General features: G+C 72.3%; 16 protein-coding genes. 11 read left to right on the top strand and 5 right to left on the bottom strand.

Features of this window, described 5'->3' with window-relative positions; translation table 11 throughout:
- Window positions 1–148: 148 nt before the first annotated feature.
- From JOD54_RS14275 to JOD54_RS14265, 3 genes are all read left to right on the top strand, one after another.
- Window positions 149–1,411 carry a helix-turn-helix domain-containing protein gene (locus JOD54_RS14275; protein ID WP_204450999.1) on the top strand — a complete coding sequence of 421 codons (1,263 nt, stop codon included), beginning with the start codon at window positions 149–151 and terminating at the stop codon, window positions 1,409–1,411.
- A 331-nt stretch (window positions 1,412–1,742) separates the two neighbouring features.
- The gene (locus tag JOD54_RS14270) at window positions 1,743–1,958 is read left to right on the top strand and encodes a hypothetical protein (RefSeq protein WP_204450998.1); all 216 of its coding nucleotides are present in this window, start codon (window positions 1,743–1,745) and stop codon (window positions 1,956–1,958) included.
- Between the two features lie 287 nt (window positions 1,959–2,245).
- Window positions 2,246–2,971 (top strand): hypothetical protein, encoded by a 726-nt coding sequence (locus JOD54_RS14265; protein ID WP_204450997.1) that lies wholly within the window; start codon window positions 2,246–2,248, stop codon window positions 2,969–2,971.
- A gap of 326 nt (window positions 2,972–3,297) precedes the next feature.
- Here JOD54_RS14265 and JOD54_RS14260 read toward each other — a convergent pair whose 3' ends face one another.
- Genes JOD54_RS14260 through JOD54_RS14245 form a run of 4 tightly spaced genes read right to left on the bottom strand, consistent with a single transcriptional unit; the run spans window position 3,298 to window position 7,912 of the window.
- Window positions 3,298–4,845, bottom strand: coding sequence for an acetolactate synthase large subunit (locus tag JOD54_RS14260; RefSeq protein WP_204450996.1), 1,548 nt, complete (start codon window positions 4,843–4,845; stop codon window positions 3,298–3,300).
- Window positions 4,842–6,251 (bottom strand): FAD-binding oxidoreductase, encoded by a 1,410-nt coding sequence (locus JOD54_RS14255; RefSeq protein WP_204450995.1) that lies wholly within the window; start codon window positions 6,249–6,251, stop codon window positions 4,842–4,844. The genes JOD54_RS14260 and JOD54_RS14255 overlap by 4 nt, the downstream gene beginning before the upstream one ends.
- 46 nt (window positions 6,252–6,297) lie before the next feature.
- Window positions 6,298–7,326: an NAD(P)/FAD-dependent oxidoreductase gene (locus JOD54_RS14250; RefSeq protein ID WP_204450994.1), complete on the bottom strand. Its 1,029-nt coding sequence runs from the start codon at window positions 7,324–7,326 to the stop codon at window positions 6,298–6,300.
- 10 nt (window positions 7,327–7,336) lie between these two features.
- Window positions 7,337–7,912, bottom strand: coding sequence for a TIGR03086 family metal-binding protein (locus JOD54_RS14245; protein WP_204450993.1), 576 nt, complete (start codon window positions 7,910–7,912; stop codon window positions 7,337–7,339).
- A 77-nt stretch (window positions 7,913–7,989) separates the two neighbouring features.
- Here JOD54_RS14245 and JOD54_RS14240 point away from each other — a divergent pair, with 77 nt between their 5' ends.
- The 3 genes from JOD54_RS14240 (at window position 7,990) to JOD54_RS14230 (ending at window position 10,699) form a co-directional block, all read left to right on the top strand.
- Window positions 7,990–8,760, top strand: a complete 771-nt coding sequence (locus JOD54_RS14240; RefSeq protein WP_204450992.1) for a helix-turn-helix domain-containing protein — start codon at window positions 7,990–7,992, stop codon at window positions 8,758–8,760.
- Entirely contained in the window at window positions 8,757–9,170 is a 414-nt protein-coding gene (locus tag JOD54_RS14235) for a GNAT family N-acetyltransferase (protein ID WP_204450991.1), read from the top strand. The genes JOD54_RS14240 and JOD54_RS14235 overlap by 4 nt, the downstream gene beginning before the upstream one ends.
- A gap of 497 nt (window positions 9,171–9,667) precedes the next feature.
- On the top strand, window positions 9,668–10,699 hold the full coding sequence (locus JOD54_RS14230) for an FAD-dependent oxidoreductase (RefSeq protein ID WP_204450990.1): 1,032 nt from the start codon (window positions 9,668–9,670) through the stop codon (window positions 10,697–10,699).
- Window positions 10,700–10,862: 163 nt separating this feature from the next.
- Here the strand turns inward: JOD54_RS14230 and JOD54_RS14225 are convergent, their stop codons facing one another.
- Window positions 10,863–11,624 (bottom strand): SGNH/GDSL hydrolase family protein, encoded by a 762-nt coding sequence (locus JOD54_RS14225; protein ID WP_204450989.1) that lies wholly within the window; start codon window positions 11,622–11,624, stop codon window positions 10,863–10,865.
- A gap of 100 nt (window positions 11,625–11,724) precedes the next feature.
- On the opposite strand from JOD54_RS14225, the gene JOD54_RS14220 reads away from it, so the two are divergent.
- The 5 genes from JOD54_RS14220 to JOD54_RS14200 all read left to right on the top strand — a co-directional run bounded on the left by JOD54_RS14220 (window position 11,725) and on the right by JOD54_RS14200 (window position 16,148).
- Complete coding sequence (locus JOD54_RS14220; protein WP_307860019.1) at window positions 11,725–12,939, top strand: sensor histidine kinase; 1,215 nt, start codon at window positions 11,725–11,727, stop codon at window positions 12,937–12,939.
- Window positions 12,940–13,593 (top strand): response regulator, encoded by a 654-nt coding sequence (locus tag JOD54_RS14215; protein ID WP_204450988.1) that lies wholly within the window; start codon window positions 12,940–12,942, stop codon window positions 13,591–13,593. It begins immediately after the preceding gene.
- 57 nt (window positions 13,594–13,650) lie between these two features.
- A complete protein-coding gene (locus JOD54_RS14210) occupies window positions 13,651–14,727 on the top strand; it encodes a WD40/YVTN/BNR-like repeat-containing protein (protein ID WP_204450987.1) in 1,077 nt (358 codons plus the stop codon).
- Window position 14,728: 1 nt separating this feature from the next.
- Complete coding sequence (locus JOD54_RS14205; RefSeq protein ID WP_204450986.1) at window positions 14,729–15,100, top strand: VOC family protein; 372 nt, start codon at window positions 14,729–14,731, stop codon at window positions 15,098–15,100.
- Between the two features lie 352 nt (window positions 15,101–15,452).
- Window positions 15,453–16,148, top strand: coding sequence for a copper homeostasis protein CutC (locus tag JOD54_RS14200; RefSeq protein ID WP_307860018.1), 696 nt, complete (start codon window positions 15,453–15,455; stop codon window positions 16,146–16,148).
- Window positions 16,149–16,763 lie beyond the last annotated feature (615 nt).

Genomic DNA, 16,763 nt, shown 5'->3' with positions numbered 1-16,763 from the left:
CGCGAGAGGCTGAACTACGGTCACGCTGTCGGTCGTGACCTGCGCGCGCGCAGCGCGTTCTGGGGTGAACACAACGTCTGCGCGCATCGGTCGCTCGCGTCGATCGCACCGCCACCGAGCGTGGCCGACCTTGTGAGGTTTGACGACCATGCACACCGCATCAACGAGGACCGAATCAACCAGGACCGAGCACCAGGACCGCCCCGGCACGGAACTGGGCGAGTTCCTGCTGGCGACCCGACTGCGCCGGGGCATGACGCAGTCCAGGCTGGCCGTGCGCTCCGGGGTCAGCGAGCGCACCATCCGCGACCTGGAGCTCGGCAAGGTCGAGCGCCCGCGCAAGCAGACCTTGCTGCTGCTGGCCAAGGCGCTGCACATGAGCCCGTCGGACCACCTGCGGCTGCAGTCCGGCGGTGCCGTGCCCGCCACCGCCTCGCAACTGCCCCCCGGCGCGACCTCGCCGCTGGTCGGCAGGGACCGGGTGGTCGGCGGGCTGGTCGAGCTGCTCACCTCCGGCGCGCAGCGCTGGGTGTCGCTGGTGGGGATCGCGGGCGTCGGCAAGAGCAGGGTGGCCGCCGAGGTGGCCAGGGCGCTGCACGACGCGGTGCCCGACCCGGTGTGGTGGGTCGACCCGGGGAGCAGCCCGGCACCGCTGCCCGGCACCGTCGCCGACCTGCTGCTCGGCGGCGCCGGGCCGCGCCTGGCGGAGCTGGCGGCGCTGATCGGTGACACCCCGGCGTACCTGGTGGTCGACGACCGGGTACCCACCAGGGTCCCGGATCCGGGCCTGGCCGAGCTGCTGAGCCGATGCCCCCGGCTGCGGCTGCTCACCACCGCGCGCGTGCCCTCGGCCCGACCCGAGGCGCACACCGTGGCGCTGCGGCCGCTGGCCGCGCGCGGTGACGGCCCGGATTCGCCCGCCACCCGGCTGCTGGTCGCGCGCCTGCGCGCCCAGGGCCAGGAGCGGTCCTTCCTGGTCAGCGACCTGCGCGACCTGTGCGACGCGCTCGACGGCGTCCCGGCCGCCCTGGTCGCCGCGGCCACCTGGTTCCCGCTCTACCCGCTGCCCCGCCTGGTCGAGGCCGCCAGGCGCGACCCGTTCCAGCTCACCACCCCGGCCGGGCCCGCCACCCGCCGCGCGGTCGGCGACCTGCGCTCGGCGATCAGCACGACCATCGAGTCCCTGCGCGGCACCGACCTGGCCGTGCTGACCGCCCTGACCGGCCCCGGCCGGTCGGCCCGCGACATCGCCAGGGAACGGGGCGTCCCGGAGCAGGCGGTGACCGCGGTGCTGCACCGGTTGCTGCAGGCGGGCCTGATCCGGCCGACCGGTGTGCCCGGGGAGTTCCGGACCCTCAACACGGTCCGGTCCCTGCTCACCCCGCGCCGGGTCCCGCACCCCCGCCGGTGAGACCACGCCCGTAGACAATCCGCCGGTTCATGATCGAACCGCGCCGGGCAGCCCCCGATTTCCAGTCTACGGCGCCACACCGTCAGAACCGGGTCGGTACGCGACGCCCTGTGGACAACCCTCGTGGTTGTCCACAGGCCGCCCGCCGATCGCCCCGTCCTGTCGGTGCCGCGCGGGACAATGGATTCGGGGGCTGCTCAGCACGGCGTGATCTTGAAGCTCAGCCGATCGGGCGGCTGAGTCACTCTACTGTGGACTCGCCGGTGCCCGCGGGTTCTGCCAGGCTGCTAGCCGCTTGGACATCCCCTGCCTACTAGGAGCAGAAACCCGCATGCGCACAACAGTTCTGCGCCTCGGAGCCGCACTCGGCTTCGTGGCGTTCAGCCTCGGCCTGGCCACCGCGACCGCCACCTCCGCCGCGGCCGAGACCACCGACGACCGCACCCCGGCCGAGTCCATCGTCCCGGACCTGACGATCAACGTGATCAACGCGGACTCGGTGAACGTGGCCAGCCCGCTGATCGACCTCACCGGCACCAACCCCTGATCGGGAGCCGGTACGCCGGGCCGGGGTCGCCACGACTCCGGCCCGGCGTTTTTTGTGATCACGCCACCCACGAAAGGGTGGCCGCCGATCGTGGGCGCGGCGATCATCGAGTTACGCTCACCGCAGTCATTTTCTTCGCTCGAAGGTGTACCAAACACAGGGCAAGGGCCATCTGAGCGCAATTTCGCTCCTCGAACGTGACCACCCGACTGTGGACTCGCCTGCGGGTGACCGCTCTGGAACGCTCATGACTGTCCAATTCGGCCAGTCACTAGGAGCTCTTCCCCATGCGCAAAGCCGCACTCCGTCTCGGTTTCATGGCAACCGCCACGGCACTCGCCCTCGGGTTCGCGGCGCCGGCGGCATCCGCCGAGACGACGGACGTGCCCGCGATCGTCGTCCTCAACGTCCTCAACGACGGTGACATCGACATCACCCTGCTCGACGAAGACCTGATCGACGACCTGTCCGACGCGGACTCGGTCGCCGAGCTGCAGGCCCTGGTCGCGCTGGCCCAGGAGTGGGCGACCGACCTGGACATCACGCCCACCCAGGCCCTGTGGCTGCTGTCGGAGGACCTGCTCGACGACGGTCTGCTCGACCTCGACATCGACCTCGACGGTCTCGGCGACCTGCTCGACGACCTGCTCGACGGCGACCTGCTCGACCTCGACATCGACCTGCTCGACGACCTCGACCTCGATGACGTCCTGGACATCGACCTGCTCGACGACCTGCTCGACGACGGTGACCTGCTCGGCGGCGACCTGCTCGACATCGACCTGCTCGCCGACCTCAACATCGACCTCGGCGGCCGCCACCACACCACCATCGGCACCGACGACTCGACCTCGACCAGCACCACCCCGGCCGTGACCGACACCACCACGACCGTCACCGACACCGTGGCCGACACGACCGACACCGTGACCGACACGCTGAACACCGTGACCGACAACCTGGTCAACTCCGACACCAACGACTCGGAGAACACCAACACCGAGACCCGGTAACCACCGAGACTCACCGGAAGGGCCACCAACCGCCGCGGTTGGTGGCCCTTCCGCTTGCGCGCACAGGACAACCCGGCCGTGCGCGGCGCGGCAAATGCCGTCCTCATCGCCGATCGCGATACGGGTGCAGTTACCGCCCCGGGCTCGCCCACTACCTGTGCCTCGGTGGACGAGGCGCAGAAGCCCTGAAACCCGAGCCACCCGCTCGCATCCGAGGCACAGCGGCACCTCGTCCCAGCATTCGCCGGAGGACGCTCGGTCTCCGCAGCGCGGTCCCCGACTCATATCAACGAGAAGTCCGCCGTTGGCAACCGGGTGGCCGGCCCTCAGATCAGGGACGGCACGATGGCGTCGATGAGGTGGGGGCCCGGTTCCGCGAGGGCCGCGGCGAACTGCTCCGCCAGTTCCTCGGCTGTCGTGGCACGGGTGGCCGGGACGCCCATTCCCCGGGCCAGGTGGACGAAGTCGAGGTCGGGGGTGGCCAGGTCCAGCAGCGCTTTCGCCTTGGGGCCCGCGGCTTCGGCGCCCACGCGGGTGAGTTCCATGCGGAGGATGGCGTAGGCGCGGTTGTTGAGGATCACCGTGGTGACGTTGAGGTTCTCGCGGGCCATGGTCCAGAGGGCGGAGATCGTGTACATCGCGCTGCCGTCGGCCTGCAGGCAGATGACGGGGCGGTCCGGGCAGGCGACGGCGGCGCCGAGGGCGACCGGGAGGCCTTGGCCGATGGCGCCGCCGGTGAGGGTGAGGACGTCGTGGCGGGGGGCGCCCGCGGTGGTCATCGGGATCATGAGGCCGGAGGTGTTGGCCTCGTCGGAGACGATCGCGCCCTCGGGCAGGAGCGCCCCGATCACCTCGGTCCAGTTCTGCGGTGTGAGCGGGCCGGAGGGCAGCGCGGGCCGCGCCGGGGCCTGCAGCACCGGTTCCACGCCCTCGGCGACCAGGTCGGCCAACTGCTCCAGCGCGTCGACGACGTCGGACTCGGCGTCGGCGAGGGTGTGGGTGGCGCAGCCGTCGGGGGTCAGTTCGCTCGCCTTGCCGGGGTAGGCGAAGAACGACACGGGGGCCCGGGAGCCCGCGAGGACCAGGTTCCGCACGTCCGTGAGCTGCCACTGGACCTGTTCGGCCAGGTACCCGAGCCGGTCGACGGCGGGCAGGCCCGCGCCGCGCTCGATGCGGGCGGGGAAGGTCTCGGCGAACAGCTTCGCGCCCGTCGCCGCAGAGATCCGGCTTGCCGCCCGCAGCCCGCGTTCCCGCGTCGCACCGCCACCCAGAAGGACCACAGTGGACTCACCGGACCGTAAAACTTCGGCGATACCGGCGAGAACCGAATCATCCACAGTGGAACGTGGTGGCGCCGGAACCGGCTTCGCCGCGACCCCACCGTCACCCCAGGAGACGTCAGCGGGCAGCACCAGGTTGGCGATCCGCCCCTCCGTGGCCGCCGCGACGGCCTGAGCGGCGTCGGCACCCACGCGCGCGGGGTCGGCGCTGGTGCGCGACCAACCGCCGGTCCAGCCGGTCAGGGCGTCGATGTCGGACTCCAGCGGGGCGTCCACGGCCTTATGGTGCGTGGCGTGGTCGCCGATCACGTTGACGACCGGGGTGCGGGCGCGGCGGGCGTTGTGCAGGTTGGCCAGGCCGTTGACCATGCCGGGCCCCAGGTGCAGCAGGGTGGCGGCGGGCCGGTCGGCCATCCGCGCGTACCCGTCGGCCGCCCCGGTCACCACGCCTTCGAACAGGGCAAGCACCCCGCGCATCTCGGGCACGGTGTCGAGGGCGGCGACGAAGTGCATCTCCGAGGTGCCGGGGTTGGCGAAGCAGACCTCGACCCCGGAGTCGGCGAGGGTGCGGATGAGCGCCTGCGCGCCGTTCATGCCTGGATTCCGTCCTGCTGGGTGTCTGCCTGGTGGGTGCTGTCGAGGAGCACGCCGGGGTTGAGCACCCCGGCGGGGTCGAACGCCTGCTTGATCCGGCGCATGAGGGCGATCTTGGCCGGGTCTTCCAGGTCGAGGAAGTACCGCTGCTTGGTCCGGCCGAGGCCGTGCTCACCGGAGATGGCGCCGCCGAGGGCGATGGCGGCGGAGAACAGGGCCTTGAGCACCGCGGCGCGCTTGTCCGCGTCCTTCTGGAACAGTGCCAAGTGGACATTGCCGTCGCCGGCGTGCCCGCAGCCGACGATGAAGGTCTCGTTGGCCTGGGCGATCCCGGTGACCTGGGCCATGAAGTCCGGAAGCGCCGCCCTGGGCACGACGGTGTCGATCACGTCGTCCGCGCCCGCCGCCTTCGCGGTGTGGAAGGCCCGCTCGCGCGCCTCGACCAGCTTTCGCGCCGAACCACCCGGCAGCACGTACACGTCGATGGCGCCGAGGTCCGACAGCAGCTGTCCCGCAGTCTCCACGTCGGCGTCGAGCCGGTCCTGGTCGCGGTTCTCCAGCATGACCACCAGGTACGCCTGCGCGGTGTCGCGGACCTCGTCGGGGATGCCCAGCTGCAGGTCGGCGGTGTAGGTGATGGCGCCCATGGTCAGGCCGTCGATGTACTCGAGGATCAGCGGCGCGAGCCCGGACGCGACGACCTTCGGCACGGCCGCGGTGACCTGGGCGAGGTCGCGGAACGGCGCCAGGACGGTCGCGGTGTGCTTGACGCGGGGCTGCAGCTTGAGGGTCGCTTCGGTGACCAGGGCCAGGGTGCCCTCGGAGCCGACGATGAGCTGGGTGAGGTCGTAGCCGGTGCTGGACTTGACGTACCGGCCGCCCGTGCGCAGGACCTCGCCGGTCGGCAGCACCGCTTCGAGGCCGAGGACGTGGTGGCGCGTGACCCCGTACTTCACCGCGCGCATGCCGCCCGCGTTGGTGGCCACGTTGCCGCCGAGGCTCGCGCTGAGCTCGCCCGGGTAGACCGGGTAGACCAGCCCGGCCTCGGCGGTGCGGTCGTCGAGGTCGCGCAGGGTGACACCGGGCTGGACGACGGCGACGTGGTTGTCGGTGTCGACCTCCAGGATCGCGTTCATCCGCTCGAAGGACACCACGATGCCGTCCGGGCTGGGGATCGCGGCGCCGGACAGGCCGCTGCCGGAGCCGCGCGCGGTCACCGGCACACCCTCGGCGGTGGCCAGGCGCAGCACGGCCGCGACCTCCTCGGCGGTGCGCGGCCGCACGACGTGCGCTGGGCGGACCAGGGTCGTGCTCAACGCCTCGTCGTGCCCGTACTCCTCGGCCGCCTCGGCCCCGGTCAGCACGTCTTCGACGATCCCCGCGAGTTTGGCCCCGATGTCCGCCATGGCACTCCCTCCGCCGCTGAGAGCGCCCACGATAGTGCGAATCCGGCTACAAGCGGGCTGGGGACACAGAGTCCGTGAACTCCGTCGGCTCCCCTAGGACGATCTTCGCCGCGGTCACGGCGAGGGCGGGGGCCATTTGGATGCCGTAGCCGCCCTGGCCCGCGACGAACACGAAACCGGGATGGTCGGGCAGGGCGCCGACGACGGGTTCGCGGTCGGCGGCGAAGGTGCGCAACCCGGCCCACGCGGTGCGGACCGAGCGCAGACCGAGCGTGGTGACCTCGTTGACCCGGTCGAGGGCGAGCGCTATGTCGAGGTCGTCGGGCTTGGCGTCGCCGGGGTCGACGGGGGTCTCGTCGGCCGGAGACACCAGGACGCCGGGGCCTTCCGGGCGGAAGTAGAAGGTGTCGGCCACGTCGGCGACCAGCGGCCACCCCGGGTCGACTGGCGCGGTGCCGGTCGCGAGGGCGATGGTGCGCCGCAGCGGGCGCAGGCCCAGAGTGGGCACCCCGGCGAGGGCGGCGACGTGGTCGGCCCAGGCCCCGGCGGCGTTGACCACGATGCCCGCTCGGACCTCATCGGCACCGAGGGCGACCACCCAGCCCGACCCGTCGCGGCGCACAGCGGTCACCGGCGCGCCCCTGCGGATCTCACCGCCCGCGGCCCGCAACCGCTGGACGTACCACTGGTGCAGGGCCATGACGTCGATGTCGTTGGTCCCGGAGTCCAGCGCGGCGCGCTCGACCGGCCGCAGGACCGGGCAGATCCGCAGCGCCTCGTCGGGGGTGATCTCGTCGGCCGCGCCGGTCGCGACGGCCCCCGAGACGTCACCGACCCACAGCATGGGGCGCGGGGTGAGCACGCCGTCGGGGAACAGCGGCCCGCTGGCCGCGGTGAGGGCGCGCACGACGGGACCGCCGTAGCTGGGGGCGTAGAGCGCCGCCGACCGGCCGGTCGAGTGCCTCGCCAACTCCGGTTCGGCCTCCACCAGCAGCACCGACCGGTGCCCGGCCAGTTCCGCCGCGACCGAGATCCCCGCGATTCCCCCGCCGACGACAACCACGTCCCATGTCATGGGCGCCAGGTTACGGCCGCCAGCGCGGGTCGCGGCCGCTGACCGCGAGCGCCTGCTCCAACGCCGGGGCGTCGGCGGCGACGGTGACCTCGGGGCCGAACACCTCGTACTCGCGGGCCTGCTCGGCGATCCCGGCGGCGCCGTCGCGGGCGTAGGCGGCCAGTTCCTGGTCGACCTCGAAGGGCTGGCCGGTGGCCGCGGCCAGGTCCCAGCCGTGCAGGACGAGCTCGCCGAGCAGCATGTCGTAGAAGTACTTCGCCGGTCGCGGCCCACCCATCATCGACGTCTCGCCCTCCAGCGCACCCGGCTGGTCCCACGCCCGCGCGGCCCGGGTTGCGCCGTCGATGAACCGGGCGGGCCACTGGTCGCTGAAGTCGGCCTCCTGGTCCTCGGAACCGTCTTCCGGCGCGGGCAACCGGCGGGCGACGCGCTCGGCGACGATGCCGCTCCAGAGGGTGAGGTGGTTGGCCAGGTCCCGCACCGTCCACTCGGGACAGGGGGTGGGCAGGTCGAACTGGTCCGGGGTCACGGACGCGGCCACGGCGACCACACTGGCGGTGGCGCGCGCCATCAGGCTCTCGGTCATGTCCTGGACCTTGCCATTGTGTTCGGTTGGGCTCTTGAACAAACGCGACTGTCGGTGGCCGGGTTTACCGTGGTGCGGTGGGCACTCGGGGTGTGCTGGACGAGGAGACGGGGCGGACCAAGTTCCGGCTGCGGACCGTCGCGCCCTCGGCCGCGCTGGCGCCGTTCGTGGAGTACCACTGGATCGTGTCGTGGGACCTCGACGAGCCGTTCACCCAGCAGGTCGTGCCGCACCCCAACGTGCACCTGGTGTTCGCCGAGGAGGGCGCGCTGGTGCACGGCGTGCTGCGCGGCCGGTTCACCAGGCGGCTGACCGGGCGCGGGCAGGTGCTGGGGGTGCGGTTCCACCCGGGCGGGTTCCGGCCGTGGCTGGGACACCGGGTCGCCGACATCACCGACCGCACACTGCCGGTGGCTCAGTGGTGGGGTGCCGAGGGCACGGAGAAACCGGTCGTGGACGCGGCCGACGACACGGCGATGGTCGCCGAGGCGGAGGCGGTCCTGCTGCCGCGGCTGCCGGAGCCGGATCCGGTGGTCGAGGTGGTCCGGGAACTGGTCGGTCAGATCCTGGGCGACTTGGCACTCACCAGGGTCGACCAGCTCGCGGCGGTGTCGGGGCTGTCGGTGCGCGCACTGCAGCGGCTGTTCAACGAGTACGTGGGCGTCGGCCCGAAATGGGTGATCCGGCGGCACCGCATGCACGAGGCAGCCGCCCGAGCCGACTCAGGCGGCCCGGTCGACTGGGCTGCTCTGGCCGCCGAACTCGGCTACAGCGACCAAGCACACTTCACCCGCGAGTTCACAGCAGCGGTCGGAACACCGCCCGCCCGCTATAGGTTGCGGACATGAGCGAGTACGAGATCGACGACAACCCCACCCGGATCGATGTCAACGCCGTGTGGGCCTACCTGTCGACCGACGCCTACTGGGGGCAGTGGCGGACCCGGGAGCAGTTCGAAGCACAACTGGCGGGGGCATGGCGGGTCGCGGGGGTGTACCACCGGGCGACTGGAACACAGGTCGGCTTCGCCCGCGCCCTGTCGGACGGGGTCGGGACGGCGTACCTGGCTGACGTGTTCGTGCTGGAGTCCGCGCGGGGGCACGGGCTGGGCAAGGCGCTCGTGCGGGCGATGGTCGAGGAGGGGGCTGGGGCGCGGTTCCGCTGGATGCTGCACACCAGGGACGCCCACGCCCTGTACGAGGGCTTCGGCTTCGGCGCCCCCGACGCGATGTACATGGAACGCCCCGCACAGATGTAGTTCCCGCTGCGGCCTTGTGCCGCGGTGCGGCCCCGTGGTCCAGGGCCTAGGGCAGGTTGGCCCGCCGCGGTGATCCATTGCCGCGAGCCAGTGATCCAAGACAGCGCCCCAGCCTCGGCGGCGGTCCAGAACAGCGCTCGCCATGGCGAGCCGGACGATCCAAGACAGCGGGCCCGGCACCGCCAGCCACGGCGGCGACCTCACACCCCTGCGCCCACGGCGGCGGCCTGGCACAACGTCCGCTGCCGCAGGCCAGTGATCCAAGACAGCGGGCCCAGCAGCGCCGGCTTGGCGGCCCGCCTGGGTGATCGGCATGGCGATCCGCCGGATGCCCGACGCAGCTGCCCGATGCGCTGAGTCGGAGCGGCGAGCACGAACGCGGCTGCCTGGTCAGGAGCCGCCTCGCCTTCACCTCTGCGGCGCGGGCGTGCCCACCACCGTCACCGCTGTGACCCGGGCAACGGAAGGGGGTGGGTGGGCCCGGTGTTGAACCGGGTATGGACGTGGTGGTGATCGGGGCGGGGCAGGCGGGGTTGTCGGCCGGGTACTTCCTGCGGCGGTCGGGCCTGGAGTTCGTGGTGCTGGACGCGAACCCGGGGCCGGGTGGGGCGTGGCGGCACCGGTGGCCGAGCCTGCGGTTGGGGAAGGTGCACGGCATCCACGACCTGCCGGGCTTGGCGTTGCCGCACGCCGACGCGAGCCGTCCGGCGTCGGAGGTGGTGGCGGAGTACTTCGGCGCGTACGAGCGCGAGTTCGACCTGCCCGTGGTGCGGCCCGTGGTGGTGCGGTCGGTTCGGGAGGAGGGCGCGGGGTTCGTCGTCGAGTCGGCCGCGGGGGTCTGGGAGACCAGGGCGTTGATCAACGCGACGGGGACGTGGGACAAGCCGTTCTGGCCGCACTACCCGGGCCGGTTCGCGGGGCGGCAGTTGCACACGGCGGACTACCGGGGCCCGGAGGAGTTCGCGGGCAAGCGGGTCATCGTGGTGGGCGGCGGCGCGTCGGGGGTCCAGGCGCTGCTGGAGATCGCCGAGGTCGCGTCCGCCACGACCTGGGTGACCCGGCGGCCACCGGTGTGGCGGGACGGCCCGTTCACCCCGGAGTACGGCCGCGAAGTCGTCGCGAAGGTCGCCGCCGCCGTAGAAGCGGGCAGGGTCCCCGAAAGCGTCGTCAGCGTCACCGGCCTCATGCTCACCGACGAGGTCAAGGCCGCCCGCGCCGCCGGGGTCCTCGACCGCAAACCCGTGTTCGACCACCTCACCCCCACCGGCGCCACCTGGCCCGACGGCCACGAGGTCGAGGCCGACGTGATCCTCTGGGCCACCGGCTTCCGGCACGCCCTCGACCACCTCGCCCCCCTCCACCTGCGCACCCCCGGCGGCGGCATCCAGATGACCGGCACCCAGGTCACCACCGACCCCAGAATCCACCTGGTCGGCTACGGCCCCTCCGCCAGCACCATCGGCGCCACCCGAGCAGGCCGCACCGCCGCCACCGCCCTACGCCGCCTCCTGGCCCCACTACCCGCCTAGCCCCATCTCCTCGCGCACGCGTCCCGGGGCACAGCCCCACCCTCTCCGGGGGCGGCCCCGATTCCATTCTATCGGGTCTGACCTGCGGGGAAAGGGGGCGCGAGGAGCTGTGGACAGGCCGGAGGGTTGTGGACAACTCGGCGCCGAAGGCAACGGTATGGGGTTAGCTGAAGGGGTCGAGTTCGGGGCGCTTGGGGGTTCGGCTGTCGCCGGAGGAGCGGCCGGTCAGTCTGCGGGCTATCCAGGGGCCCGCGTGGGTTCCGGCCCAGCGGAGGTCGGCGGCGGCGCGGTCGCGGCGGCGGAGGGTGGGGGTGGGGAGGGGCTCGTCCCACTCGAAGGTGGGGGGTGCGCCGAGGGCTCGGAGGGTGGCTTCGGCCACTCGGCGGTGGCCTTCGGCGTTGAGGTGGATGCGGTCGGGCGCCCACAGCGCGGGCGAGTCGAACACGCGGGAGGAGAACAGGTCAACCACCACGGCGTCGTGCGAAACAGCGAGTTCGTCGACCACGGCGAGGAGGCGGTTGATGCGGGGCAGCAGCCTGGCGGCGCCGCGCATGCGCCTGGTCGGGTCGATGACGCGGAACAGGACCACGGTCCGGGCGGCGGCGGCGAGGGTGCCGATGGCGTAGCGGACCCGGGCGGTGAGGGCGTCCATGTCGCAGGTCGGGCGCATCACGTCGTTCATGCCGCCCGCGAAGGTGACCAGGTGGGGGCGCATCGCGGCGGCGGTGTCGACCTGTTCGTCGACGATCTGGCGGATGAGCTTGCCGCGGACGGCGAGGTTGGCGTAGGCGAAGCCGGGGGTGTCGGCGGCGAGCCGTTCGGCGACGAGGTCGGCCCAGCCGCGGCAGCCGCCGTCGGGGCGGAAGTCGGACATGCCCTCGGTGAAGGAGTCGCCCACGGCGACCATGCTGGTGTAGTCGTTCATGGTGCGGCCAATGCTAACCAGCAACTTTCGTTGCGGCCGCGACCACCCGAATGGTGTCGATCGGCCTCGGCGGCCGCGGGCGCTGGGTAGCGTGCTCGGTGTGCGGGAGCCACTGTGGCAGTCGAAGCGTGAGGCGTTCTTCTACCTGCTGCCGATCGGCGTCGTGGTGGCGCTGCAGGTCGGCGGGATGCTCTTCGACGACACCCGCGCGACAGCGTTCGGCGTGCTCGACGGCGTGATCACCTTCGTCATGGCCGGGTTGCTGGTGGTGCGCAAGTGGTACCCGGAGCTGCTGATGGCGGTGACCCTGGCGATCTGCGCGGGGTACCTGCTGCTGCAGCACGTCGCCCAGGGCGGTTGGCGGCCGGATTTCAAGGACACCGACCCGTGGATGCTGGTCTCGGCGCCGGTTTACGTCTACAGCGCGATGGTCTACGCCGGGATACTCCTGGGCCCCGCCTTGGTGTTCGCGTTGGCTGCCCTGGTCTCGCGGCCCTGGCACACCTCGACCGAGCTGGTGCTGGGCACGGTGTTGCTGGTGGTGCTCCCCGCGTTGATCGGGTTGTACGTGCGCGCGCACCGCACGTTGGTGCAGGCGTTGACCGACCGGGCCGAACGCGCCGAACGCGAGCAGCACCTGTTGGCCGAGCAGGCCCGCGCCGACGAACGGGTGCGGCTGGCCGAGGAGATGCACGACGTGGTCACGCACCGGGTGAGCCTGATGGTGCTGCACGCCGGGGCTTTGGCCGTGACCGGTCCCGACGACCGCACCCGGACGGCCGCCGAGGGGCTGCGGGTGGCGGGCTGCGAGGCGCTCAACGAGCTGCGCGAGCTGGTCGGCGTGCTGCGCAACGACAGCGGCGAGGGCGCCGGGCACCAGCCGCGCGAGGAGCACGACGAACCGGCCGCGGTGCCGGACCTGTCGACGTTGGTCGCGGAGTCGGAGTCGGTCGGCGTGCCGGTGGACCTGCGGCTCGACGGCAACCCGGCGTTGACGTCGGCGGCGGTGGGGCGCACCGCGTACCGGGTGGTGCAGGAGTCGCTGACCAACATCCGCAAGCACGCGCCGGGCGCGCCGACCAGGGTGCGGGTCCGCTACGGCGGCGACCGGGTCCGGCTGACCATCCGCAACGCGTCGGCGACCCGGTCGGTCGACAGTGGACTGTCTGAATCCGGGTCGGGTGCCGGGCTGGCCGGGTTGCGGCAGCGGGTCGAGCTCGTCGGCGGCACGCTCACCGCGGGGCCGGTGGCCGGTGGCGGTTTCGAGGTCGACGCCGTGCTGCCCGCGTTCGTGCCGTCCCAGGAAGGCGCGTAGATGCCGATCCGGGTCGTCCTGGTGGACGACGAGCCGATGGTGTGTGCGCACCTGCGCACGATCCTGAGCACGGCACCGGACATCGACGTGGTCGACACCGCGCAGGACGGGGCGGCCGCGGTGGAGGCGGTGGTGCGCCACCAGCCGCACGTGGTGCTGATGGACCTGCGGATGCCCGGGGTGGACGGGTTGACCGCGATCGAGCGGATCTCCCGGCTGCCCAAGCCGCCCGCGGTGGTGGCGCTGACGACCTTCGACGCCGACCAGTACGTGATCAGGGCGCTGCGGGCGGGCGCGGCGGGGTTCCTGGTGAAGACGACCCCGCCGGAGGACCTGATCAGCCTGGTGCGGGTCGCGGCGGACGGGCACACGGTGCTGTCCCCGGCGGCGACCCGCCGGTTGGTCGCGGCCGGGGTCGGTGAGCAGGCGGCCAGGGAGCGGGCGCTGCGGCTGGTGCGGGAGCTGACCGAGCGGGAGGGCGAGGTGCTGGCGGGGTTGGGTGCCGGGTTGTCGAACGCGCAGATCGCCGACCGGTTGGCGCTGAGCGAGGCCACGGTCAAGAGCTACGTGTCGCGGATGCTGGTGAAGCTGGAGTGCGCCAACCGCACCCAGGCCGGGTTGCTCGCCTACGACGCGGGCCTGGTCACCAGGTGATCGGGTACGACGTTTGGACCTGTCTGGGGCGCGTCCCGCTGGTCTAGTTTCCGCCACATGAAGCGACCCCTCATCCTCGGCGCGCTCGTCGTGCTCGCGGCAGGCGCCCTGGCCACCCCGGCCTCGGCGCAAGCGGCACCGGCGGCAGGCCACGGTCCCACCCTGACCTGGCGGTTGTCCCCCACTGGATCGGACGCGCGGTTGCGCGGGCTCTCGGCGGTCAGCGCGAAGGTCGCGTGGGCCAGCGGCAGCGGCGGCACGGTGCTGCGCACCACCGACGGCGGCCGCACCTGGTCGCGCACGTCGCCGCCGGGCACAGCGTCCCTGGAGCTGCGCGACATCGAGGCGTTCGACGCGCGCACCGCGGTCGCGCTGAGCATCGGCCCCGGCGACCAGTCGCGGATCTTCCGCACCTCCGACGGCGGCGCCAACTGGACCGAGACGTTCCGCAACGGCGACGCCAACGCCTTCTACGACTGCCTGGCGTTCTTCGACCACCGCCGCGGCCTCGCGCTGAGCGACCCGGTGGACGGCAAGTTCCGGCTCTTGTCGACCGACGACGGTGGCCGCACCTGGTCGGTTGTGCCCAGCGACGGGATGCCGCCCGCGTTGGACGGCGAGTTCGCCTTCGCCGCGAGCGGGCAGTGCGTGACGACCTCGGGTTCGCGGGACGCGTGGATCGCGACCGGCGGCGGGGCGAAGGCGCGGGTCCTGCACTCGTCGGACCGCGGTCGCACGTGGACGGTCAGCGACACGGTGCTCGCGAGCAACGCCAGTGCCGGGGTCTTCGCGACCGCGTTCCGCGACCGATCGCACGGCATCGCAGTGGGCGGCGACTACGCCAAGCCGGACGGCGCTGTCGACGCTCTCGGCACTACGCGTGACGGCGGGCGCACTTGGCGCAAGCCGTCGTCCGCGCCCCAGGGGTACCGCTCGGGCGTGACCTGGCACCCGTTCTTCCCGACGGTGGCGATCGCGGTCGGGCCCACCGGCAGCGACATCACCCTCAACGATGGCCGCGACTGGCGCGCCTTCGACAGCGGCAGCTTCGACACCGTCGACTGCGCGGCCGACGGCGCGTGCTGGGCCGCCGGTGAGAAGGGCCGGGTCGCGACGCTGCGCCTAGTGTTCTGACATGCCCTCCACCATCCTGAACATCGCGTTCGACGCCACTGACAACTACGCCCTGGCCCAGTGGTGGGCCCAGGTTGTGGGGCACCCGGTCGACCCGGAGTGCGTCGACGGCGAGGAAGAGGCCTGGATCGCCGTCCCCGGCGGGCCCACGCTGTTCTTCAACCGGGTGCCCGAGCCGAAGACGGTCAAGAACCGGCTGCACCTGTGCCTGCGACCGGACGTCGCGCGCGAGCAGGAGGTGGACCGGCTGCTCGCGGCGGGCGCGGGCCTGGTCGACGACCGGCGGCAGCCCGACGGCACCGGGTGGGCGGTGCTCGCCGACCCGGAGGGCAACGAGTTCTGCGTGCTGCGCAGCGCGGCCGAGCGGGCCTGATCGACCCCGGTGCCCCCGATGGTCCAGACCATCGGGGGCACCGGCGCGTCCGGGGTCGGACGGGGGCGGGTAAACCGGGTTCACCGTCCGGAAAACGGACGCCTTTCGGTTCACGATGGCTAACTGTTATGTGGTCTGGACCACTATTCACCACCATTGGCCGAACCCGGTCAGAGGCCGTCCACAGCGACCACCCGGTGGCCGAAGTTGTGGCCAGCACACAAGAGAAGACCGTCAAGTATGTGGTCTGGACCACTTTACCGCTGGTCCGGTCCAGGTCGACGTGGGCGGATCCAGCGAATGTGGAACCCGGGGCATTACAAATCGAGCGCGAGACCGGATGATGGGCGCCGTGACCGTTTCCTCGCCACAGCGCGGTTTGCTGGAGATCATCGCCTTGACCGTCCCCGACGCCGTCGCCGCCCAACAGGGCGGCGCCGACCGGATCGAGGTCGTCGCCCAGATGGACCGCGACGGGCTCACCCCCGACCCGGCGCTGGTCGCCGAGATGCGGGCGGCGGTGGACATCCCGCTGCGGGTGATGGTGCGCGGTACCGACGGGTTCACCGCCGACGAGGCCGAGCTCGACCGGCTGCTGGACACGGTCGCCGAACTGCGCCGGGCGGGCGCCCAGGAGTTCGTGCTCGGCTTCCTCACCGACGACGGCCAGGTGGACCTGGCCGCCACCCGAGCCGTCGTCGAAGCCATCGGCGGCAGCCCCTGGACCTTCCACCGAGCCGTCGACCACGCCACCGACGCCCAGCAGGCCTGGGCCGCCCTGCGCGGCCTCCCCGGCCTGGACACGGTCCTCACCGCAGGCTCCGCCAAGGGCCTCGAACACGGCCTCCCCCGCCTGGCCGCCCGAGACGACTGGCAGGCCGCCGGTGTCCGGCTGCTGGCCGGCGGCGGCCTCAAGCACGCACATGTCCCTGGGCTGCGCTCGATCGGGGTGAACGCCATTCACGCGGGCGGTCTGGTGCGCGACAACTGGGAGAGCCCGGTGGAGGCGACGCGGGTGGAGGCGCTGCGGACGCTGCTGGACTCCTGATCGGTCGCCTCGCCTGCGACCTGGTCCGTGGGGGTTGGGTGTGCTCGATGGGGCGGACTTGTTTTGCGCGGGGCCCCTGCGCCAGCCGTGGCAGGACCGCAAAAGCCGGGGCCGAAAAGCATGGCCCTGCAGCGAGGCAAGGCTACGACTGCCGCCACCCCACGCAAAACAAGTCCGCCCCATCGAGCAGTTCGGGTGGGCGGCTTCCGAGTGTCCAGTGGTCGGGCTGGCGGGGTTGGCTCGGCGGGCCGGGTTGGGTGGGCCGACTCGGGGGTTGGGCGGGCACTCGATCACCGCCCGCGCAGCGTTGAGCACCCATCGCCACCAGCCGTGTCGCCTAACGCACGAACCTCATCACGCCAACCGCACCGCCATCAACTTCCCGGTGCGCCCAGCGCCCACCCCGCCCACCGTCCGTCTCCCCCGCTGCCCGCGCCCCACCTTCCCCTACCCGCCCGTCTCCCACTGCCCATCTCTCCACACCCCGCACCGCGCCGCCCAGCACCCCACCTCCCCGCCGACCGCCCCCCGCTGCCCGCGCCCCGCCTTCCCTCCAGCCGCCCCACCTTCCCTCCAGCCGCCCCCTCACCCCGGTTGTCCACAACCCCACCGCCG

Source organism: Actinokineospora baliensis, assembly GCF_016907695.1.
Classification (GTDB): Bacteria; Actinomycetota; Actinomycetes; order Mycobacteriales; family Pseudonocardiaceae; genus Actinokineospora; species Actinokineospora baliensis.
Note: the sequence above shows the minus strand (reverse complement) of the source record. Positions and strands in the feature narration are given on the sequence as shown.